This window comes from Acidovorax sp. sic0104, from assembly GCF_019219095.1.
Classification (GTDB): Bacteria; Pseudomonadota; Gammaproteobacteria; order Burkholderiales; family Burkholderiaceae_C; genus Acidovorax.
Map to the genome: position 1 here is coordinate 100,803 of NZ_JAHUWH010000004.1, position 21,224 is coordinate 122,026.

Here is a 21,224-nt window from a genome sequence, read left to right on the forward strand (position 1 = left end):
TAGGCGTCCCGTATGCGTTTTGCCCCCTGCGCTTGCTCAGTGGTGGCCGTTTCGGTTGGCAATTCCAGCAGCCCTGTGCCTAAATTCTCACGGAAGGCCCTTGCCGCTGCCGTGCGAGCGACGGGGCTGCTCCGCGCAATTCGAAACCCCCCGGCGCGAGGCATCGTGTGTGATGCCTTCGTGCCGCTATCCGGACACTCCGACATGACCAATTTTCAACTCTGCCGCTGCGCAATCCATGTGCTTGCGCTTTCTCTGTGGGCTCACGCTGCCGCGGCCCAGACCGCACCGCGCGGGGATCAGATTCCCGCAGAGTTCATGACGCCGTCGAAAAGTTGGCGCACGGGCTCGGCGGGGCTCACTGTCCACCTCGACAAATGGACGGGAAGGGCCCAGGCGCCGTCCGGTGCCGCTCAGGTGATCCACTTCGAAAAGAACGGGCCGGGCACTCTGCGCCAGGAGACGTTCCTGCAAGCCAACGCGTACGGCGTCGTGAAGTCCACACTGACCACGATCGACGCGACGGTGACGGTGGGGACCGTGACGGACGACGAGGGCGTGACAGCCAGCACGCTGACCATTCACCCCGTGCGCGGCGACTACAAGATCGTCGACAACGGTAAGCGCAGCGAAAGGCCCATTCCCCAGGACGAGCTGATGTCCAGCAAGTTCTCCGGAAAGACCTACGCCGTGCTGCGAAGGACGGACCCCGGCAGCGGGCGCGAGGTACTCATGATGATCGACCTGGGGGCCAACAAGCGCGTGGACGATACGGACACGGTGTTCACGTACAGCGTTTATGTGCCCTGACCTGTGCGCAGGCGTGCGCCCTGCCGGCGCCGTCCTTGCCTGGCGGCCGGCCTGCTTGCGCTGCACGAGTGGGGTGTGCCGCTGAACCGGCTGGCATTGTTGGGTTTGCTATCAAATAAATAGCTGATTGCGCCCGTCCAGAAAGCCGCAGAGCAATTTTGCATTGAATTTCAGAGGGTGGTGGGGACACGTGCCTTGCGTCGGGCTCTGTGTCTGCAGCTGCGCTGCGCGGAGGAGCCGCTACAGGAACTGCGCCCGTGCGCCCACCATCACCCGCCGGCCGGCCGCAGGCTCGAAGAAGCGGCCGTTGCCGTCGTTCACGACCAGCGTGCCCGCGTAGTGCCGGTTGAAGACATTGTCGAGCCGGGCCCAGAATTGCCATCGCGTGGTGCCAGGCAGCTGGTAGCCCGCGCGCAGACCCAGCACTGCAAAGCCCGGCGCCGATTCGCTGTTGGTGTCGTTCGCAAACACACGCCCGGACAGGTGCACCGCGCCGCCCACACGCCAGCGCGCGCTGGGTGCATGCTCGATGGTCCATTGCGCCATATGCCGGGCCGTGCCCGGCAAGCGGTTGCCGGCGGCCACCGCAGCACTCGCTGCACCCACATAGGCATTGCCGAATTGCGCATCCAGGTAGGTATAGGTGGCGTTGGACGACCACGCGCCCCGCGCGGCCCGCCAAGCCAGTTCCAAGCCCTGGCGGCGCACGTTGTCCACGTTCTGGAACACGGATCGGCCATTGACGGTTTCCACGGGAACGATCTCGCCGCGGCTGCGCGTGGCGAACCAGGCCACGTCGATCTGTTGTTGCTCGCCGCGCCACTTGGCGCCCACCTCCCACTGCCTGCTTCGAGAGGCGGACAGCGCGTAGTTGGGCCCCGTATTGCCCAGGCTGTAGGCCATCTCCGCGAGCGTAGGCGTCTCGAAGCCGCGTCCCATGTTGGCGTAGAGATTGACGGTGTCGGTGGCGCTCCAGACCATCCCCAGCACGGGGCTGGTGTGGCGCCAGGAGCGGGTACCGCTGTCGTCGGGGTTGGCGGGCGTGATGTGGCGGTCATCCACCTGAACGCGCACCTGGCTGGCGCGCAGTCCGGCGATGGCGCGCCAGCGGGTCGAGAGCCAGGCATCGAGCTGGCCGTACACGTCGGTGTTGGTGGCGCGGTCCTGCTCGTTGCGCCGCAGGTCACCACGCATGCCCGCGTCGTTCACGAAACCCTGGCGGTGTTCTGCCATGCGGTGTGTCTCCACACCTGCCGTCCAGGTCACGGGCAGGCCGGACCCAAGCCGCACCGAGCGTGTCCAGGCGGCGCCCATGCCACGGTAGGTGCGGTCAAGGCTCACCACGCCGCCTGCGCTGTTGGCGGCCGCGCCGCTGAAGGACAGGTACTGGGTCAGGTCGCGGACCCCGCCATAGGCGCGCAGCTGCAGGCTGTCTGACGGTGACAGCTGGTGGTCCATCACCAGGCCCAACTGGTTCTGCGACACCGACTTGCGGGTATCAAAAGCCGAGGCCACCGCAGGGGCCTGCCGAGGGTTGCCCTGCATCTGGGCGCGGGTCAGGCCCAGCGGGTCTTGCGCCAGAGGCTGCTCGTACAGGTTGAGCAGCGCGGTGATGCGCGTACGGCCATCGGGCCGGGCCACGAGCTTGCCGTTGACGTGCGTGCGCCGCGCCGCGCTGTGGTCGCGCCAGCCTTCGAGTCCGAAGTGGGATATGTCCACCAAGCCCCCCAGGCGCTGGTCGCCGAAGTCCAGCGATGCATCCACCAGCCGCTGCCCGTGGGACCCTACGGCCAAGCCTGCCTGGGCGGTGCCCGTGGTGCGGGGCTCGCGCGTGGTGACCTGCACCACGCCGCCGGCCGCGTTACCGTACAACTGGGCCAGCGGGCCGCGCAGCACGTCCACCTGCGCTGCGGAGGGCAGGTGTGCCGTGGCTGCCTGGCCTTGGCCGTCCGGCATGGTCGCGGGAATTCCGTCGACCAGGATGCGCACGCCACGGACCCCGAAAGTGGCGCGCGCGCCGAAACCCCGCACCGCGATCTGCAAGTCCTGGGCGTAGTTGCCCCGATCCTGCGTGACCACGCCGGCCTGACCGCTGAGCAACTCCGACAGGTGCACCAGCGGCGTGGGTTGCGAAAACCCGTCCACCGCCACGCTGCTGTGGCTGGCCGCGCTGTCGAAGCTGCGCTGGGCTGCTGCGCTGCCCATGACCTCCACGGTGCCCAGTGCCGGCGTTGCATCAGCGGAAGCTTGCGATGCCACGGGATCGCCAGCCGCATTGGCGGCCAGGCCGGTACCTCCGGCGAGCAGGAGGCACAGGCTGTGCCGGCAGAAAGAGGGTGTGGTCAGTGGCACTGTGAGGTCATGGCGGGAGGGACGGGCGCCCCTGGACACCCACTTATCTGAATATCGGCCGCAGGCTGCACGCGCTGGCGATTTTGCGCTGCAGCGCTCACTCGGAGCGGACCACGCGCCAGATCGTGTTACCGACATCGTCAGCCACCAGCAGCGCGCCCTTGGCGTCCAGCGCAACCCCGACGGGGCGCCCGTGGGCCTTTCCTTCCTTGCTGAGGAAGCCACCCAGAAACTGCACCGGCGGCCCCGACGGCTGTCCCCCGGCAAAAGGTACGAACACCACGTTGTAGCCCGTCAGATCCTTGCGGTTCCACGAGCCGTGCTGCCCGATGAAGGCGCCGCTGGCGTACTGCGCAGGCATGCGCGCGTCCGAGAAGGCCAGGCCCAGCGGCGCGACGTGGGCGCCCAGACCATAGTCCGGCGGCACTGCCTTGGCCACCATCTCGGGGTTGGGCGGCTTCACACGGGTGTCCACATGCTGACCCCAGTAACTCCACGGCCAGCCGTAGAAGGCACCGTCCTTCACGGAGGTGAGGTAGTCGGGCACGAGGTCGTTGCCGAGTTCGTCCCGTTCGTTGACCACAGTCCAGAGCGCCTTGCTCTGGGGTTCCCAGCCCAGGCCGTTGGGGTTGCGCAGGCCCGAGGCGAATATCCGCTTGCTGCCAGTTGAAAGATCCACCTCCCAGATGGCCGCGCGGCCTTGCTCGGCTTCCATCCCGTTGTCGCCGATGTTGCTGTTGGAGCCCACCGTCGCATACAGCTTGCTGCCGTCCCCGCTGGCGATGATGTTCTTGGTCCAGTGGTGGTTGGCGCCTGCAGGAAGGTCCGTGACCTTGATGGGGGTGGATGCGATCGAGGTCTGGCCGGTTTCATACGGCACCTTGACAATGGCGTTGGCGTTGGCGATGTACAGCTGGTCGCCCACCAGCGCCATGCCGAAGGGCGACACCAGGTCCGTCATGAATACGGCCCGGGTCTCCGCCACGCCGTCACCGTCGGCATCACGCAGCAATGTGATGCGGTTCGCGCTGGGCGTGCCTGCGCCCGCCCGCTTCATCACCATTCCCATCGCCTTGCCGCGCAGACCGTCGGCATGGACGTTCTTGGCGCCTTGCTCGGGCGCAGGCTTGTTGCTCTCGGCCACGAGCACGTCGCCATTGGGCAAGGTGTACACCCAGCGTGGATGGTCCAACCCCGCAGCGAGCGCTGTCACCTTGAAGCCCACCGGCGCCTGCGGCACGCTGCCCTGGGGCCATTGCTCGGCCGGCGCGATATTGACCGTGGGGATCAGGCCACTCCTGGCAGGCCGTGGCAATGTGGGATGGGGCCCGACGCCGGGTGGTGTGAGCTGCTGCACCCCGGCACCCGCGATGGAGCAGCCGGCGAGAAGCACCACAAGCGGCAGGGGCCACCAAGGCCGGGATGACCCCGGCTGCGAGGATGTGCGGGCAGGCTTTTGCATGGCGCAGTATCGCGATGGCTGCTGCCTGGCGCATGTAGGTGAACATCGCCAGTCTTGTCCGCTGCGCAGCCGGGCGTTCCTGGCTTGTGTCAGGGGGCTTGCTTGCTGCAAGCTGCCGACCGGGCATGGGCAAAGGAGTCCACACGTCCACGGCAGGGTGGCACGTCTGACCTGAGAGCCCGGTGGTCTCAGCCCTGCGGCTGTGCGCGGATCAGCTTCGCGAGTGCGGTGTACAGCATCTCGGGTGTGCAAGGCTTGGGCAGCACCTCAAAGCCCAGGTTCCTGATGCTGTCCAGTTGTTCCGCGTAGCCGGTCATCAGCAACAGTTGTTGCCGAGGCCAGGCCTGGCGGATGTACTGGGCCAGTCCCACGCCGTCCATGTCGCCCGGCATCACCACGTCAGACAGCACGATGTCCGGCCGCTCGCCACGCTCCAGCAGATGGCGGGCCTTGGCCGTTCGGTCCACATGCGTCACCTGACAACCCAGGGACTCAAGGATGGGTACCAGCGATGCTGCAACCTCCTCGTTGTCTTCCACCATGAGCACCGTCTTCGAGAGAGGGGCCAGGGCCGGATGGGACGCCAGGGCCTGTTCAGCCTGTGGTGCTGCGGCGGGCAGAAGCAGGCGAACACGCGTGCCCACACCGATTTCGCTGAAGATCTCCGCCCGGCCGTTCAGGCGCTGGCACATTCCGTACACCTGGCTCAGGCCCAGACCCGTGCCCTCTCCCACAGCCTTGGTGGTGAAGAAGGGCTCGAACACCTTGCTGATCAATTCTGGCGAGATGCCGGTGCCCGTATCCTGCACGTCGATCAGCACCATGCCGGGCGATGCCCCGGCGCCGACTTCCGCTGCGGACGCGTTGCGCGCGACGATGGAGAGTGAACCGCCCTTGGGCATCGCGTCCCGCGCATTGATGGCCAGGTTCAGCAGCGCAAGTTCCAGCTCCGCCAGGTCCAGGGTGACGGGCGCGGTGGCCGCATCCACCTGGACATCCAGCTGGATCTGGCTGCCCACCGCAGGGCTGACCAGGTCCTTGATGGACGGGAGTTTCTCCTGCAGTACCACGTGTTCCGCCACCAGCGGCTGGCGGCGCGAAAAAGCCAGCAACTGCCGGGTCAGGTTGGTGGCGGACTTCACCGCCCTGGCAATGGAGTCCACCTGCTTGGCCGCCACGCCCGGTGCGCTGCGCTTGATCAGGTGCAGGTTGTTGCTGATCACCATCAATGCATTGTTGAAATCGTGCGCCACCCCTCCCGTGAGCCGGCCCAGGGCTTCCAGCTTCTGGGCCTGCAGGAGGGCTTCTTCCGCGCGGTGGCGGGTTTCGATTTCCCTTTCGAGGCTCTCCATGGTCTGCAGCGCGGTTCTGGCGTTGCGCAGCGCAATCGTTGCCGTCAGAAAAAGCGCAGCCACAGGCAGCGCACCCAGGGCGAACAGCCGGCCCAGTTCGACCAGCACGTCGTTTCGCAGCGCGCGCAGGCTCATGCCCGTGCCGACGTACAGCGGGTAGTTGTTGACGCGGCGGTAGGCCAGGAAGCTGTCTTCGCCGCTGACGGACGAGACGCCCCGCAGTTGCGCAAAGTCTTCGCCCTTGCGCAGGTGCGTCAGCACCGGGCCGTCAGATGCCAGCCGGTCGGCCCCCCCGGGCAGGTGGGGCCACCGGGTGTAGATTTCTCCGCCTTCCCTGAAAAGATTGAAGGCCAGGCCTGGATCATCTGCCACCAGGTCGGCGTAGTAGCCGCTGAAGTAGGAGGTCAGCAAGGTGACATTGATGACCCCGGCAAATCGGCCTTCGTTGTCATAAAAGCCCGTGCTCAGGTTCAGCACCATTTCCTTGGACGTGCGCGTGACGAAAGGCTTGGACAGGTAAGAGCCTCTGTAACCCTGCTGGTGCACCTTGAAGTACTCGCCATCGGACAAATCCGTGACGGGGAACGGCAGCAGGCGGCTGCTCGCAACCGTCTTGCCCTGGGCATCCAGGATCAGGATCGACTGGATCTGGGGCTGGTCCACGGTCCTGGCGCGCAGTGCCTCGTGCAAGGCGGTCTCGTTGCTCCTCAGTTCGGCCGGGCTTCTGCCGCCGACCAGCACCATAACCTTGTCGTGCAAGGCTTCTGAAGCCGCGATGACCTTGGATGCGTGCTCGTGGGCCACGCGCAGCGAGCGGTTCACCCTTGCCGCAGCATCGTCCCGTGCACCCACATACCGCACAGCCCCGACCACCAGATAGATGAACAGCGGTACCGCAATGCTCAGCATCACCAGAATCCGGAGCCAGCGGACAGATTCGCCCGCCTGGCGGGGAGCATTTTTGGCAGCACCAAGGCTTTCCGGCATCTTCCGTCCTTGCAATCGCGGTTCTGTATAGAGGCTCGCCAGCGGCATCGCACGCTTGCGCGTGCTCCTGCGAGATGGACTGATTACAACCGATTCTTGCTCGAACGTGAGTTCTGGCTCTGGCCAGGACGAGCTGCCGCCGAATCCTCAGGCTTGAGCGCGGGTACCGCGTCGCTGAGTTGCCGTCCTGCAACGAAAGCCGTCCGGCGGCTGCCGCCCGTTGCCCTATGCGGCCTTCCTGCGCGGAGCAGCTTTCCCTGTGGGTGACTTTGCGGGACTGGGCTTTTTGGCCGGCGCCTTGGTTGCCGGCCCGCCCCCAGCTTTGGAGCCCTTGCGAAGACTGCGCTGGAGCAGTGCCGTGAGGTCGATCACCTCGCCGGTCTGCGGTGTCTTTTCTTCTGGCTCCAGCACCGTCTTGCCTTCGCCGGCCTTCGCCTTCTTTTCCACCAGTTTCATCACCTGCGAGCGGAATTCGTCCTTGAAATCCTCTGGGTCCCACGGGCCGGACATTTCCTCGACCAGTTGCCTGGCCATCTTGAGTTCGGTCGCGCTGACGCGGCTCTTTCCCGCCGTGGGGAGATCCAGCGAATCCACTGTCTTGACCTCGTCGCCCCATCGCAGAAGATTCAGCACCAGCGCGGGCCCTGATGGAACCAAGGCCGCCAGGTGCTGCTTGGTGGCGATCACCACCTTGGCCAGCCCGATCTTGCCGGTGGCGACGAGGGCTTCCCGCAGAAGTGCGTAGACCTTGTCGCTCTTGTTGATGGGAGCCAGGTAGTAGGGGCGCTCCAGGAAGAGGAAGGGCAGATCGTTGGCGGCGATGAACCGTTCTATCTCGATGCTCTGCGTTGTCTTGGGAAACACCGCCTCGATTTCCTCGGGACTGATGACCACATACTTGCCATCTTCGTATTCCACGCCCTTGACGATGTTGTCCTTGGCTATTTCTTTGCCGGTGCGCTTGTTGACGCGCTTGTAGCCCACCGGATCCATGGAGCGCTTGTCCAGCCAGTCGAAATCCACCCCTTGCTCGCTCGATGCAGTGTGCAGCCCGACAGGTATGTGGACCAGGCCGAAGGTGATTGCGCCCTTCCAGAGTGTGCGACTTCCAGTGGCCATGTCTTGATGCCCTCCATTGAGAATCCCATGGGCGAAGTCTGCGGCCGAGAGCACGCGCGAGGTGTAGGCCTTTGCTTATCAGATTGGTAGGCGCGGGCGTTGTACGGCCCCGCAGGCGACGTCGGACTTTCAGGTCCATCGCGCGCACACTCTCTCACGCGCGCAGGCGATAGCGGGCCAGCTCGTTGCCGACCGCAGCGTTCAGGGTTTCCAGGTCGAACGGCTTCTTCAAGACGGATTGCGCGCCGACGAGCTTTTCCACCTCGGCCATGTCGGCATAACCCGTGGCCATCAGCACGGGGATCTTTGGGTAGAGCTCTCTGGCCGCTGCGATGAACTCAGCACCGTTCATGCCGGGCATCAGGTAGTCCACCATAAGAAGGTCGGGCACGCGCCGCTGCAGTTCGCGCAGTCCGCTCTCTCCATCGCTGGCTTCACGCACGCTGTAGTTCAGGAGCCGCAACCCCTCCGTGATGCCACGCCGAACGGCGTCGTCGTCTTCCACCACCAGCACCTCGGTGCGCATGGCGGCGCCTGGGCTTGCGGTCGGATTCATGGCTGCGTGGCCTTCGCTACCAGGCGCGTGCTGCGCGTGGGCGAACTGAAGCGTCACCGTGGTGCCCTTGCCCTCGATGCTGTGGATCTCGGCGCTACCCCCCGATTGGGTGGCAAAACCGTAGACCTGGCTCAGTCCGAGACCTGTTCCTTCTCCGTCTGCCTTGGTGGTGAAGAATGGATCGAAGACCTTCGTCTGGATGGCTTCTGGAATGCCGCAGCCTGTGTCGTGCACGCTGATCTGCACCAGCTTTCTGCCATCGTGCCCGTCCAGTAGCCGGGTTCGAATGGTCAGATGTCCCCCATCAGGCATCGCGTCGCGTGAATTGACCGCCATGTTCAGGAGCGCCATCTCCAGTTGCGCTCCGTCCAGCAGGGCCCAGGCAGCCTCGGGGCTTGGGTCTACATGCACTTGTACTTTCGAGCCAACTGATACTTCGATCAGTTCCCTGAGGTTGCCGACCATCGCATTGACATCGTGCAGGCGCGGCAGCAGGCTTTGCGCCCGGGCGAATGAAAGCAGCTGGGCGGTCAGCCGGGCGCCGCGGTCCACCGAGTCCTTGGCACGCCGGGCATAGTCGGCCAACCGATTGTCCTGCGCCAATCGCATGATGAACTGCAGGTTCAGGCTGACGGCATGGAGCAGGTTGTTGAAGTCGTGGGCAATGCCACCGGTCAGCCGGCCGATCGCTTCAAGTTTCTGGCCCTGGACCACCTTGGACTGGATACGTTCCCGGTCGCTGATTTCGCGCATGAGGCGGTCGTTCGCGCCAGCGAGGTCGCTCGTGCGCTCGGCGATCCGGTTCTCAAGCTCGGCGTTCAGCCGCTCCACGGTCTGTTTAGCGTGTTCTATATCGGTGAGGTGGCGCCGGGTGGCGTATTGCCTGGCGCGTGCCCGCAAAGCCGAGCGTGCCGCGCTCACGAGTGTTTCTGGATTGACGGGCCGCTCCAGGATCACGAGGCTGCCCAATTCCTGCAGCGATGTCGCCGCGCGCAGCGACCGCCGGCTGGCCTGGCGCGTGGCCAGCACCACGAACGGAAAGTCCGACCAGGCTGGCTGGCGCACCAGGTAGTTGCGCAGCGATTCATCGAGGCCTCCTGCCAGCACCTCCTCCGTCAGGATCGCGGCGCCGGCTCCTGCCTCCAACTGCAGCAGCATGGCCGCTGCATTGCTGCATACCTTGCACTCCACATCGTGTCCCAGCAGCACGGATTCGATGACTTGCGCGTCGCGACCATGCGGCGCAAGGATCAGCACGCGGCCTTCCATGCGTCGTTCCTTCAGGACGCCTGCGCGGCGATGTCTGTATCGCCCAGCAGGGCGTGCTGACCGGAGTAGGTCACGGCTCCAGCGAGAATTCCATGGAAATCGGCCAACGGTTTGCCGATCTCGATGCCGCCGGGTCCGAGGCGGAATTCACGGATGGTGGTTTCATGTTCCAGGGTGCGGCTTTTCACCACCGAGATCGCCTTGAGCAGGTTGCCGCGGGCCTCGAAGAAGCGGTATTGAACCATGGCGTCGCTCAGGTAGCTCAGGTCGACGTCAGACCGGGTATCTCCCACAGTGCCATGCGTCGACAGAATGATCAGGGTGACAACGCCTTTCAGATTGAGGTAGGCCAGCAGTTCGTGCATCTGTAGTTGCAGGGACTGCCCGCCGGGCATCCCCTGCATGTAGGAGTTCAAGCTGTCGATGACCACCATGCTCGCCCCATCTCGCTCCACTGCATCCCGCACCGCGTGCGCAAATTGGCCGGGCGATACCTCGGCAGGGTCGAAGGATCGAATGAAGAGATGGCCAGAAGCCACGAATGGATCGATGTCCAGGCCCAATGTGCGAGACCGCTGTCGGAGGGTTCGCAGGCCTTCGTCGAAGAGGTAATAGGCTACCTTGGCGCCGCGCCGCATGGACGCGACCGCGCAGCTCGTGGCCGTCGTGGTCTTGCCGACACCTGCAGGTCCTGCAAAGAGCAGATTGCTGCCGGGCGTCAGGCCGCCGCCCAGCATCTCGTCCAGTGACGCTGTGCCGCTCGAAACAGCGGTGTTGTCGAAGAGGTTGCCATGTTCTCCGGCGGAAAGTCGCGGAAACACGGTAATTCCTCCCCGGTCGAGATCAAAATCGTGGTCGCCGCTGCGGAATCTCACGCCACGCAGCTTGACTACGCGCAGCCGCCGCTTGTCTGGGCCATAGTCGTTGGCGTTCTGGTTGAGGTGGACGACTCCGTGCGCGATGCTGTGCAATTGCTGGTCGCCTTCGCCTGCCGATTTGTCGTCCAGCATCAGCACGGTACAACCGACCTGTGCAAAGAATCGTTTGAGCGCGAGTATCTGGCGCCGGTAGCGCAATGCGCTTTGCGCCAGCAGGCGCAGTTCCGACAGGCTGTCGAACACCACACGGTGCGGTTTGAGTTCGCCTACCAACCGCATCACATCGCGCGTTGTTTCGCCCAGCTCGAACTCCGAGGGGTGCAATATGGTCTGCTCGGCCTCTTCGCTGAGACCCTCGTCGCTCACCAGGTCGTAGACCTCGATACCGTCGAGTGTCCAGCCGTGTGACTGAGCTACCTGCGCCAGTTCTTCTGAAGTCTCGGACAAGGTGACGTACAGCCCGCGTTCGCCCCGCTCACGACCCGAAAGAAGGAATTGCAGCGCGAGGGTGGTCTTGCCAGTTCCGGGGCTGCCTTCCACCAGGTATAGGTGCCGTTCGGGAAATCCACCGTTCAAGATGTTGTCCAGCCCCGCTATGCCGCTCGGAGCCACGCCTTGGGATAAGGAGGGGGTGCTAGAAATGTTTGACAAACCTCTTTCCTTTCGGCGGTGGGGTGCAACGGCCATGCGCGCGAGCCCGGGCGTTTTGATTCAGGAGCGCTCATTTCCATGCGTCCCGGTCCGATGCCCCACGGTCCGCGCACCCGTCGCAGCCGCAGATACCGCGCTCGACATGTGCCGCTGGCCGAATGCTGAAATCACTGAAATCGCTTGTGGCCACTCCATTGTTCAATCGTGGCTCAGCGTGCGAGGTCAGCGTTTGCCGCGAGACCCAGGCAGGCCAGTCCTACAGGCGGGCTCGGTTCAGCGGGGCGCGATTCCGCCTCCATGCAAGACTCCCTTCCGCTGCAATGTCTTTTTGCCGGAAACACGCGCATGGGATTGCGGGGGCGGGCGAACTCCCGCACTCTGTGCACCTGCGGGCGCTGGATTGAAGGCGGTGTTCGTTGGTGAAAGAAGGATGTCGAAATCGTCCTCTGTCAGATGCCAATGCAACGAAGGCGCTAGCCTGCGTGGGCAGCCATCGGGATCGTCCGCGCTGCTCGCACGAACTCTGGCAGGAAGGTGCGCCGCGTGCCGTTCGAGAACTCCACCGTCACGAAATGCTGATTCGCCTCGACCACCTGGCCTGCTCCATACCGCCGAGCGCGCACAGCCTGTCCGCTGGCAAAGCGGGGCGAGGGATGCGTGGCTTGTTGCGGCACTTCGATGGGCTTCTCGGGCATGGCCAGGACGGGCGCCAGATGCGCCAGCGTGGCCATGCGCGTGCAGTTGTCACAGTGGCCGCAGGCATCGAATGGTGGGTCTTCCCCCAAGGCGCGCAGCACGGCATGCCAGCGGCAGCGTCCGCCCTGAGCATAGTCAACCATGGCCTCCAGCGTCTCTCCGTCCTGCTCGCGCCGTTGGCGATAGTGCGAAAGAAGCTGGTCCAGCGATGCCTCGGTAAGGTCGTTGGGTTTACCGAATCGGCCAGTCCGGTCACGCTTCACCGCCTTGTGGCTGCGCAGCAGGCTCAGCGCCACGAGGGTCTTTGCACGCGGCCGCTCTATTGCGTCTGCGATGGCTTCAGCGGTCCAACCGCCTTCGGGCGCGGACTGTTGCAGGGTGCGGTGCACCGCCTGCAAATCCCCCAGTGTCGGATAGCGGCCGGACATGAAGAACTGTTGCAGGGACCGGTCCTGTCGCACGTAGAGCAAAGTGCATTGCGCGTCCTTGCCGTCTCGTCCGGCACGGCCCGCTTCCTGGTAATAGCTGTCCACGCTGGAGGGCATCTGGTAGTGCAGAACGAAGCGTATGTCGGGCTTGTCGATGCCCAGCCCGAACGCATTGGTGGCAACCATCACGCGCACTTGCGCGGACATGAAAGCATCCTGGGCCTGGGCGCGGCGGGCTGCTGGAAGCCGGCCATGGTAGAGCCCCACAGATTCGCCGGCTGACGCCAGCTTTGCGTGCAGTTCCTCGGCGGCTTTCACGGTCGACGCATAGACGATTCCGGTGCCTTGGCTGCCCGCGACGATCTCCAGCGCACGGGGCAGCCTGTCTGCGGTGCATGAGAGCTGCTCTACGGCGAAATGGAGATTGGGTCGGTAGGCTGCGGCCTGTACGACGTTGTCGGGCTTGATGCCGAACTGGGCCACGATCTCCTTCAGGACCGCCGGCTTGGCCGTAGCTGTCAGCGCCAGCACGGCGGGCCGGCCCAGCGCGCGCACCGCGGGAGCGATATCCAGGAAGGCCGGCCTGAAATCATGTCCCCATTGCGATATGCAGTGCGCCTCGTCCACCACCAGCAGGCTGACCGCATGGCGCGCGAGCGCAGCAGTCAGCGCGGGGTCGGTCATCTGCTCGGGCGTTGTCAGCACGATGCGTGCGCTGCCCTGGTCAATGGCTTCGCGCGCGGCCGCCAACTCTTCGGAGGGAATGGCGCTGTTGATCTGAACGGCCGCGATGCCCAGCGCCCGCAGGGCATCGCACTGGTCCTTCATCAATGCAACCAAGGGAGATACCACCACGGTGGTGCCCGGCAGCAGTACTGCCGGCAACTGGTAGCACAGCGACTTGCCTGCACCCGTGGGCATGACCGCCAGCGTATTGGCGCCCTGCAGAGCGCGCTGTACGACCTCCAGTTGCCCTGGCCGAAGGCGTCGCAGTCCGAAAACCTGCTCCAGGGCTTGTTGAATGGGGTCTGGTACCGCAGTTTTGGTGCGGCGGTGATTGTCGGGAATGCGTGAAGTCGGTTTCATGTCGGTCGTCGCGTATGGGCGCGCGAGAGATCGCGCCGTGCCCGGATCATGGGCGCCGGTGCAGGGCGCCGCTCGACAGATGGAAGCGCGCGCCCTTGTCAGACGACATGAGCTGCCCGTGCGATAGCGCCAAGCGTTCAGCGGGGTTGGACCCTCGCGATGACGAGCATCCCCGGCACCGGTCGGCCGAGCTCGTGGCGAATGTTGAGGCGCACGATCCGGCTCTCCGCAAACCCTGCGGACGAGAGGCACTCCCGCACGTAGCCTGCCTGGTGGCTATAGCGCCCTGTATCGTTGATCCTGTAGCTGCCATCGCCGTCTTTCGAGGGGTCTTGGGGCGTCCATTCCTCGAAAGAGGCGACCAGCCAGCCACCGGGTACCAGCACGCGCCGTGCATGGGCCGCGAAGCCCTCGATGCCACCGAAGTAGATCAGCGTATCTGCGGCGGCCACCATATCGAAGGATTCGGGCGCACAGGCGGTGAGATAGGCTGCGATCTCTTGGTGGTGCAGTGCATCGTAGAGCGACTTTTCGCCGGCTTTTGCAAGTGCTTTCGCCGAAAGGTCCACGCCGGTGAGGTGCCTTGCGAACGGTCGCAGTTCGATGCCGCAAAGCCCGGTACCGCAGCCGGCGTCAAGCACCTGCAGGCTGCGCGGCGCCACGCCTAGCGCACGCAACTCATGCCCGATGGCGACCGGGACGCGGTACTCCAGGTTGCCGAGCAACTTGCTCTCGAAGCCGTCGGCGAAGTCATCGAAGTACGCTTGCAGATACGCCTGCGATGCGCCCTCCGGCGATGCCCGCCCCGTGCTGGCCTGCAGCAGATGCTGCGCGATCGGATGGTCAGGCTCTTCGGCCAGCCAGGCCTCATAGACCTGTGCCGCATCGTCATGGCGGCCCAGCTTGGCGTAGGCAAGTCCCAGGACACGGCGCTCGGTATCGGCAACCGGGTGCAGCACGTACTCTGCACAGTAGCAGAGCGCCGCTGCGTGCGGGTCGCCGGCCTGGGTGAGGGCATCGCCCAGATTGCACAGAGCGTCCCGAAAGCCGGGGTCAATGTCGATGGCGTTCCGCAATGCCGCGATGGCGTCCTCCAGACAGCCCTGCCGCAGCAGCGATGCGCCCAGGTTGTTCCATGCCACAGCGTCCCGGGGCTTGATGGTTAGCGCGCTGAGGAATGCGGCAGCAGCTTCCTCATGGCGGCCCAGGGCCGACATCATGTTGCCCAGGGTGTTGTGCCATTCACTGGCGCGGGGCTCCGCCTGCAACGATGTGCGCACCAAGGCGACACCCTCGTCGTGGCGGCCGCTCTGGTGCAATGCAACGCCGAGAAAATGCGTCGCCGACGAGTGCCCGGGCGACTGCTGAAGCGTTTGGCGGTATCCCTCCTGGGCCTGGGCAAGTCGTCCGGCCAAGTGGTTTTCCAGCGCCTGCGCGAACAGCTCGTGGGGCGTGGCCTCCTGTAGTCTTTGGAGTCCCCTGTTGCTTGGCGCAAGGGCCCTTCCGAAAGCGTCATTGCCTGTGTGATCCAACTCCGCGTCCATGGTGTGTCGCGACCTCCGTGTGCCATGCGTTGCCGGCGATGGCGGACCGTTGCAGGTTCCAGGAGCCTGCCCTCGGGCGAAGGGCGCCGGCTGCAGTGGCGCCACCGTAATGGTAGGCCTCTTTCGGGGTTTTCAGGCTCCGCGCGTTCGCCTTGTCGGTCGGCATGCATGGACCGTTACACCGTGGCCTGCGGCTGTACTGTCCGGGGATGGGGTGCAAGAGAATGGGTGCCGGTCCTACAGAAATTTCAAGCCCATAAGCGACAGTCGGATGACGACGATGCAACAAGGGCGCCATGTTTGACACAGGTCGCAACTCCCCAAGTAAAACTTGCAATCGCGCAGGGATTTGGCAATATTTTGAGCAGGGACCCCGCGGGTCTCCTTCTGAGCGTACGGTCGTCATGCTGGGCAGCATCTAAATTTGGAGGATCTTTCAGTGAAGTGCCCACCCGTTCTTGAGTCAGAGGCTGCACGTCTGCAGGCGCTTTCCGACTATGGACTTCACAGTGACCGCCCTTTGCCGAGCCTTGATTCAGTCGTTCAGATTGCCGCCAAGGTGTTCGGCATGCCCGTCGCTGCCGTGAACCTGGTCGGCGACGACCATGTGTTCTTTGCCGCCAGCACTGGCTTCGAAGGTCAGCATGTGGACATGGGCCGGGACGTATCGTTCTGCGCGCACGCCATCGCCAAGAACGAGGTCCTGGTGGTACCCGATGCCAGCCGGGATGCACGGTTCCATGACAATCCGCTGGTAACCGGCATCACAGGCGTGCGGTTCTATGCGGGGGTGCCGCTGTACTCTCCGGGTGGACTGGCCCTGGGGGCGCTGTGCGTGCTAGACAGCGTCCCGCATTTTGACTTCTCCGACGATGACCGGGCGCGTCTTTCTGACCTCGCACAAATGGCCAGCGACCGGCTTGAGTTGCGGCGGCTCGAACATTCCACGGAGCGAGCTGCCCGACCCTTCGAAGAAGGGGCCCGTACCTCTCCCACCGCGGTCGTCTGGTTTGACGCGAGCCTGCGCGTGATGGCATGGAACAAGGCCGCAGCGACCATGTTCGGCCATGCCCCTGCAGCCGGCCCCGGCCGCATGGTCCTGGGCTTTTTGTCCGAGCGGCACCGCGAAGCCGTGGCGCATCTCGTCGCGCAGGCCGCATTGGCAGGCACGGCTGATGGCCTGGTGGTTCCCGAAGGGTTGCGTGGCGTGCGCAAGGATGGTTCGGAGTTCCCGCTGGGCGTGGCGCTGTTTTGCTGGATGGGTGACGGCAGGCTGACCTTCCACGCGCACCTGGAAGACCTGTCGGATCGGCATGGACAGTCCGAGGAACTGCGCCGGCTGGCGACCACCGATCTGCTTACCTCCCTTGTCAACCGCGCCACGCTGTACCGACGCATGGAAGAAGCCATGACCGATGCTGCCGGCGCGTGCCTGATGATCTTCGACATTGATGGCTTCAAGGACGTGAACGATACATTGGGGCATCCCGTGGGCGACGGCGTGTTGCGCGAAGCAGCACGCCGTCTGCGAGACGGCGTCACCGCATCTGCCACCGTCGCGCGCACGGGGGGGGATGAGTTTGCCGTGCTCATTCCGGGATGCTCGGACCATGCGGAACAGATGGCGGTTGCCAAGAGCCTAGTCTCGCGCCTTGCCGAACCCATCGACGTGGGTGGAAACGAGATCCGCATCACAATGAGCTGCGGCCTGGCCGTGGCGCCCGGCGATGCACAGGAGGCGCTGGAGCTGTTCAGCAATGCCGACCTTGCGTTGTTCAAAGCCAAGAGCTTTGGACGGGGCCACGTTTTTGCGTACGTGGCGGGCCTGCGCATGCAGGCCACTGCCCGCCGTCTCTACAGCATCGAGCTGCACCGCGCCGTCCACGAGGGGGAGTTCGTGCTTTTCTATCAACCGCAGATCAGGCTGAGCGATGGCGCGCTGCGTGGCGCGGAGGCCCTGATCCGCTGGCAGCATCCGCAGCGTGGCCTTTTGTCTCCAGCCGCTTTCCTTCCAGCGCTTGAGAACGGGCCGCTCGCATCGGTGGTGGGTTTCTGGGTGCTGGACGAAGCCTGCGCGCAGGCCGCCCGCTGGCGGCGCAACGGGGCCACCGATTTTCGTATTGGGGTGAATTTGTTCGGTGCCCAGTTCAGGGCGCACGACATGGCGGCGGAGGTTGCCGCCACCCTTCACAGGCATGGTCTGCCCCCGTATGCGCTTGAACTGGAAATCACCGAAAACATCGTGCTGGACGACGACGACCTCGTGCTCGACGTTCTGCAGAAAATCAGGAGCATGGGCGTGGGCATTGCCTTCGACGACTTCGGCACCGGATATGCATCGCTGAGCCTGCTCAAGCGATATCCCGTGAGTCGACTGAAAATCGACAGGTCCTTCGTGCAGAACATGCCCGAATCGGAGCGGGACAGCGCCGTGGTCCGCGCCATCCTGGACATGGCCCGCAGCTTCGACCTGGAGACCGTGGCAGAAGGCGTGGAAACCGCACTGCAGCGGGACTACCTGACCGACTGCGGCTGCGAAGAGGGTCAAGGCTATTTGTTCGGCCGCCCAGTGTCTGCCTATGAGTTCTCGGAGGCCTATCACCTCCATGCCGAGCGCCGGGCCGTCAGGCTTGCCTGAGGGGCGCCCTCAATACCCCGGATGCGGGAGACAGCCCGCACCGGCGGGCCGTCAATGAGACCATCCCGACGGCTGGGCCGGCTCGCGTCAGGCGGTGGCTAACTGTTCGTCCATCAGCTCCTGCTTCCTGGCTTCGGCGTCGTCGCGCATGGCCACCAGGTCGAGCTTGCGGGCCGAGCGTGCCTTGGGGAAGATCTCGTTGCGCTCTTCCTTGACGTGGTGGTCGATGTACTCGCCCAGCACCTTGACCTTGGCATTGAACTCCTCGTCGGCCGTTTCGGCGGCCTGGATCTGGGCAATCAGATCCTTGGCGGTCTGGTGCTCCACCTCGGCTTCGGCGATCAGGTCCGTTTCCTTGATCGCGCTGCGCAGCGCGGGGTAGAAAATTTCCTCTTCCACCTGGGCGTGGACGGTCAGTTCCACGCAGATCTCGCGGGCGAGATCCAGGCGCGATTGGGCGGCACCGCGGGCCTTGGATTCGCACAGCGAATCAAAATCCTTGAACATCTTCTTGACGGCCTTGTGGTCGGCATCAAGCAGGTCGCACACGTCTTTCTGGCGTTGGCTGGTAGGCATGAGAGAACTCCTGAAGGGGGGTTGATGAGGAATAGCAGAGCCCATGTTCAGGACCTGGTCGAGATGGTTTTGTAGGCGCAAGTCACGGTATCCCGTCAGATCGGCGCAGGCGCTTTTTTTCAGTGCTGCCTGCATCGGTTTCAGTTCCCGCGCTTTCTGCCGATATCACGGGGATGAAGATGGAGGAGAAAAGCCCAACATGAATGCTGTAGGTCTTACCCCAGCGGCGGTCGTTCCACCTGCATGGGGCCAAGGAGCCGCCGTGCCTGAGGTGGACGTTTTGCGGTCCGTCGCAGGCGGTGCGATCGCCACCACCAGTCAGCCCGCAGCCATCAGTGTGTACACGCCAAGTGCTACCGCAGCAGGGTATGCGGCGAGTGCGGTAAGCGGCGACCCGCGCTTTTTGCATGTCACACAGATGCCCGGAAGCCTGGAAACGGCCCAGGCCACCTACGAAGCGCTTTTGAAGGTACAGACCCGGGGTGGCCAGATGCAGGTGTGGGAGCAGGCGCCGGACAACGCGCTGGCCGAGGCCATGGGCCGCAATGCCAGCGCAACGACGCAGCAGGGCCGTATGGCAGGGCTGGGCGCGGCCCTGCTCGAACACGCGGCAGCCACCGGTGCCAGCTACCGCCAGACCATCGTGAACGTGGGCGCGGCGTATTCGCCCGACCAGATTCAGCGCAAGGCCTACGATGCATTGTGGTCCTTCAAGAGCAGGCCCAGTGCCAGTGCGGAGCTGACCATAGAGACGCAGTCGGGCGCCAAGGTGCGGCTGTCCATCACAGACCAGCGCGAGTACAGCCCCAGCGGATCGGGCATGTCGGTCGCCATCGACGTCGAAGGAGAACTGACAGCCCAGGAGCGTGACGCCCTGAGGGCACTGGCGATTGGGTTCGACAAGGCCGTGCAGGGCCTGGCGGGAGACGAACCACGGCTCGACCTGGGTGATCTGCTCCAATTCGACAGCAAGGTGCTCGCGAAAGTGGAGCTGAATTTCGAGCGTTATGGCCTCGACAGCGAGGGCCAGCGGGTTCTGCAGCTGGGGGCCAACCTGCGGCTCGATCCCAGCCGCCGCGAGGTCGACATCAAGACCCGCGACGGCGTCGTGCGGATGGGTACGGACCTTCGCCAGCCTGCGCAGTGGGGCAGCACGGCCCAGAAGGACCGTGCGGTGAGCCAATACCTGGAGCGCATCGGCCAGGCCGCGGAGCGTGGCCATGCCAACCCGGGCCTGGTGGCGATTTTCAAGTCCACCTTCTCCGCCATGCATGCGAGCTACGACCGGGAGGAAAGCGGCAGCAGCCACCTGGATGTGAGGCCTGGAGGCATCCCCGTGCGCGGCGACGCCCATGCCTTCAGCGAGGAGGACCACAGCCTGATGACGGGCCTGGCGGATTTCGACGCCAGCATCACAGCCACGGTGCGGGCCACCAACCCACGGCGCACGCAGGAACGGGACAGGTTCGAGTACGCGCTGAGCCAGGCCACGGACATCGCTGGCAGTTCCCGGGGTGGCCGCGCGGTCACGCAGACCCAGACTTCCCGGCTCTCGGCCGCCTACCACCAGTCGCTGCTGACCTCGGCCGCGCCCAAGTTCGACTTTACCTCTGCCTCGCAGAACTACTACTACAACAAGGTGGAGGACAGCAGCACGACGGAGATGCACCTGGCCTACGAAAAAGGTGAGCCGGTGCTGGCCACCCTGTCATACCAGGCATCGCAGTCGCTCCACATGACCAAGGTCGAGAACAACCAGTTGGTGGATACGCAGGAAACGCCGGGCGAGCAGTCCAGCCACAAGGATCTGCTGCCCCTGTTGAAGGCCCTTCAGCGCCAGCAGCGCGACCAGGGCGCCGAGCAGGACCGGCAGGCGACGATGGAATCCTGGCACGGCTGGGTGCTGCAGGCGCCGGTAGCCTGACAGACTACGCCAAATCACTGGCAGATAGCAGCCAAATGGCGCGCTTCGCTGCGCCCGCCCCGGCGAATCAGCCGCGGCCCACAAAGGGCATCTTGGTGGCCATGACGGTGTGGAACAGCACGTTGGCTTCCAGCGGCAGGTTGGCCATGTACAACACGGACTGGGCCACGACGTTCACGTCCATCAGGGGCTCGATGGCTATCTCGCCGTTGGCTTGCGCAACGCCCTTGGCCATGCGCGATGCCAGGTCCGTCAGGGCGTTGCCGATATCGATCTGGCCGACGGCGATGTTGAAGGGGCGGCCATCAAGCGCCGCGGTTTTTGTCAGTCCCAGGACCGCATGCTTGGTGGACGTGTAGGCCGCAGAGTTCGGCCGTGGCGTGTGGGCCGAAATCGAACCGTTGTTGATGATGCGGCCGCCTTGCGGGGACTGGTCGCGCATGGCCCCAAAGGCCTGCTGCAGGCAGTAGAACATGCCGTTCAGGTTCACATCCACCACGTCGCGCCACTGCTGTGGTGTCCAGTCGATGAAAGACCCGGGCGGGTTGCCCCGGCCTGCGTTGTTGAACAGCAGGTCCACGCGGCCGAACCGTGAAAGCGTTTGCGCGAAGAGCCGCTCGACGGCTGCGGGATCGGCGACATCGGTCGGCACGCTCAGCATTCGACCGCCCGCGCCTGACTCGTCCTGGGCTTGCACGACCACCTCGTCCAGCAGCGCGCTGCGACGCCCCGCAAGCACCACGCTGTACCCGTCCTTCGCCAGAGCCAGCGCGACGGCTTTGCCCACTCCGGAACCCGCACCGGTCACCACGGCGATTCTTTCCTGCTTCATCTTCGATGCTCCTTGCATTGATCTGGTCTGCAGCGCCTGCCGTGCGCGGGGCAGGGCGGCGATG

13 protein-coding genes are annotated in these 21,224 nt (G+C 64.6%); 3 read left to right on the plus strand and 10 right to left on the minus strand.

Annotated elements, in window-relative coordinates:
* The first annotated feature begins 318 nt into the window (after positions 1–318).
* Positions 319–810: a hypothetical protein gene (locus KW835_RS08660; RefSeq protein WP_218381957.1), complete on the plus strand. Its 492-nt coding sequence runs from the start codon at positions 319–321 to the stop codon at positions 808–810.
* A 240-nt stretch (positions 811–1,050) separates the two neighbouring features.
* Here the strand turns inward: KW835_RS08660 and KW835_RS08665 are convergent, their stop codons facing one another.
* From KW835_RS08665 to KW835_RS08700, 8 genes are all read right to left on the minus strand, one after another.
* Entirely contained in the window at positions 1,051–3,156 is a 2,106-nt protein-coding gene (locus tag KW835_RS08665) for a TonB-dependent receptor (RefSeq protein WP_255593425.1), read from the minus strand.
* Positions 3,157–3,259: 103 nt separating this feature from the next.
* A complete protein-coding gene (locus KW835_RS08670) occupies positions 3,260–4,624 on the minus strand; it encodes a sorbosone dehydrogenase family protein (protein WP_218381959.1) in 1,365 nt (454 codons plus the stop codon).
* A gap of 188 nt (positions 4,625–4,812) precedes the next feature.
* The gene (locus KW835_RS08675; protein ID WP_255593403.1) at positions 4,813–6,885 is read right to left on the minus strand and encodes a hybrid sensor histidine kinase/response regulator; all 2,073 of its coding nucleotides are present in this window, start codon (positions 6,883–6,885) and stop codon (positions 4,813–4,815) included.
* Positions 6,886–7,188: 303 nt separating this feature from the next.
* A complete protein-coding gene (locus KW835_RS08680; RefSeq protein WP_218382145.1) occupies positions 7,189–8,082 on the minus strand; it encodes a Ku protein in 894 nt (297 codons plus the stop codon).
* A 154-nt stretch (positions 8,083–8,236) separates the two neighbouring features.
* Positions 8,237–9,907 carry a response regulator gene (locus tag KW835_RS08685; RefSeq protein ID WP_218381961.1) on the minus strand — a complete coding sequence of 557 codons (1,671 nt, stop codon included), beginning with the start codon at positions 9,905–9,907 and terminating at the stop codon, positions 8,237–8,239.
* A gap of 11 nt (positions 9,908–9,918) precedes the next feature.
* The gene (locus KW835_RS08690) at positions 9,919–11,472 is read right to left on the minus strand and encodes an ATPase domain-containing protein (RefSeq protein ID WP_218381962.1); all 1,554 of its coding nucleotides are present in this window, start codon (positions 11,470–11,472) and stop codon (positions 9,919–9,921) included.
* Positions 11,473–11,909: 437 nt separating this feature from the next.
* Positions 11,910–13,646 (minus strand): ATP-dependent DNA helicase RecQ, encoded by a 1,737-nt coding sequence (locus KW835_RS08695; RefSeq protein ID WP_218381963.1) that lies wholly within the window; start codon positions 13,644–13,646, stop codon positions 11,910–11,912.
* Between the two features lie 137 nt (positions 13,647–13,783).
* Entirely contained in the window at positions 13,784–15,190 is a 1,407-nt protein-coding gene (locus KW835_RS08700; RefSeq protein ID WP_218381964.1) for a tetratricopeptide repeat protein, read from the minus strand.
* A gap of 439 nt (positions 15,191–15,629) precedes the next feature.
* On the opposite strand from KW835_RS08700, the gene KW835_RS08705 reads away from it, so the two are divergent.
* Positions 15,630–17,828, plus strand: coding sequence for an EAL domain-containing protein (locus tag KW835_RS08705; protein WP_218381965.1), 2,199 nt, complete (start codon positions 15,630–15,632; stop codon positions 17,826–17,828).
* An 87-nt stretch (positions 17,829–17,915) separates the two neighbouring features.
* On the opposite strand, the gene KW835_RS08710 is transcribed toward KW835_RS08705, so the two are convergent.
* Complete coding sequence (locus tag KW835_RS08710) at positions 17,916–18,404, minus strand: hemerythrin domain-containing protein (protein ID WP_218381966.1); 489 nt, start codon at positions 18,402–18,404, stop codon at positions 17,916–17,918.
* 418 nt (positions 18,405–18,822) lie between these two features.
* On the opposite strand from KW835_RS08710, the gene KW835_RS08715 reads away from it, so the two are divergent.
* Complete coding sequence (locus tag KW835_RS08715; protein ID WP_218381967.1) at positions 18,823–20,328, plus strand: hypothetical protein; 1,506 nt, start codon at positions 18,823–18,825, stop codon at positions 20,326–20,328.
* A gap of 67 nt (positions 20,329–20,395) precedes the next feature.
* Here the strand turns inward: KW835_RS08715 and KW835_RS08720 are convergent, their stop codons facing one another.
* Positions 20,396–21,160, minus strand: a complete 765-nt coding sequence (locus KW835_RS08720) for an SDR family oxidoreductase (RefSeq protein WP_370633600.1) — start codon at positions 21,158–21,160, stop codon at positions 20,396–20,398.
* Between the last annotated feature and the right edge of the window lie 64 nt (positions 21,161–21,224).

Excerpts from the sequence above, each read along its gene's own strand:
- KW835_RS08660 (WP_218381957.1), top strand. The coding sequence starts at position 319 with ATGACGCCGTCGAAAAGTTGGCGCACGGGCTCGGCGGGGCTCACTGTC.
- KW835_RS08670 (WP_218381959.1), bottom strand. The coding sequence starts at position 4,624 with ATGCAAAAGCCTGCCCGCACATCCTCGCAGCCGGGGTCATCCCGGCCT.
- KW835_RS08675 (WP_255593403.1), bottom strand. The coding sequence starts at position 6,885 with ATGCTGAGCATTGCGGTACCGCTGTTCATCTATCTGGTGGTCGGGGCT.
- KW835_RS08680 (WP_218382145.1), bottom strand. The coding sequence starts at position 8,082 with ATGGCCACTGGAAGTCGCACACTCTGGAAGGGCGCAATCACCTTCGGC.
- KW835_RS08685 (WP_218381961.1), bottom strand. The coding sequence starts at position 9,907 with ATGGAAGGCCGCGTGCTGATCCTTGCGCCGCATGGTCGCGACGCGCAA.
- KW835_RS08690 (WP_218381962.1), bottom strand. The coding sequence starts at position 11,472 with ATGGCCGTTGCACCCCACCGCCGAAAGGAAAGAGGTTTGTCAAACATT.
- KW835_RS08695 (WP_218381963.1), bottom strand. The coding sequence starts at position 13,646 with ATGAAACCGACTTCACGCATTCCCGACAATCACCGCCGCACCAAAACT.
- KW835_RS08700 (WP_218381964.1), bottom strand. The coding sequence starts at position 15,190 with ATGGACGCGGAGTTGGATCACACAGGCAATGACGCTTTCGGAAGGGCC.
- KW835_RS08710 (WP_218381966.1), bottom strand. The coding sequence starts at position 18,404 with ATGCCTACCAGCCAACGCCAGAAAGACGTGTGCGACCTGCTTGATGCC.
- KW835_RS08715 (WP_218381967.1), top strand. The coding sequence starts at position 18,823 with ATGCCCGGAAGCCTGGAAACGGCCCAGGCCACCTACGAAGCGCTTTTG.
- KW835_RS08720 (WP_370633600.1), bottom strand. The coding sequence starts at position 21,160 with ATGAAGCAGGAAAGAATCGCCGTGGTGACCGGTGCGGGTTCCGGAGTG.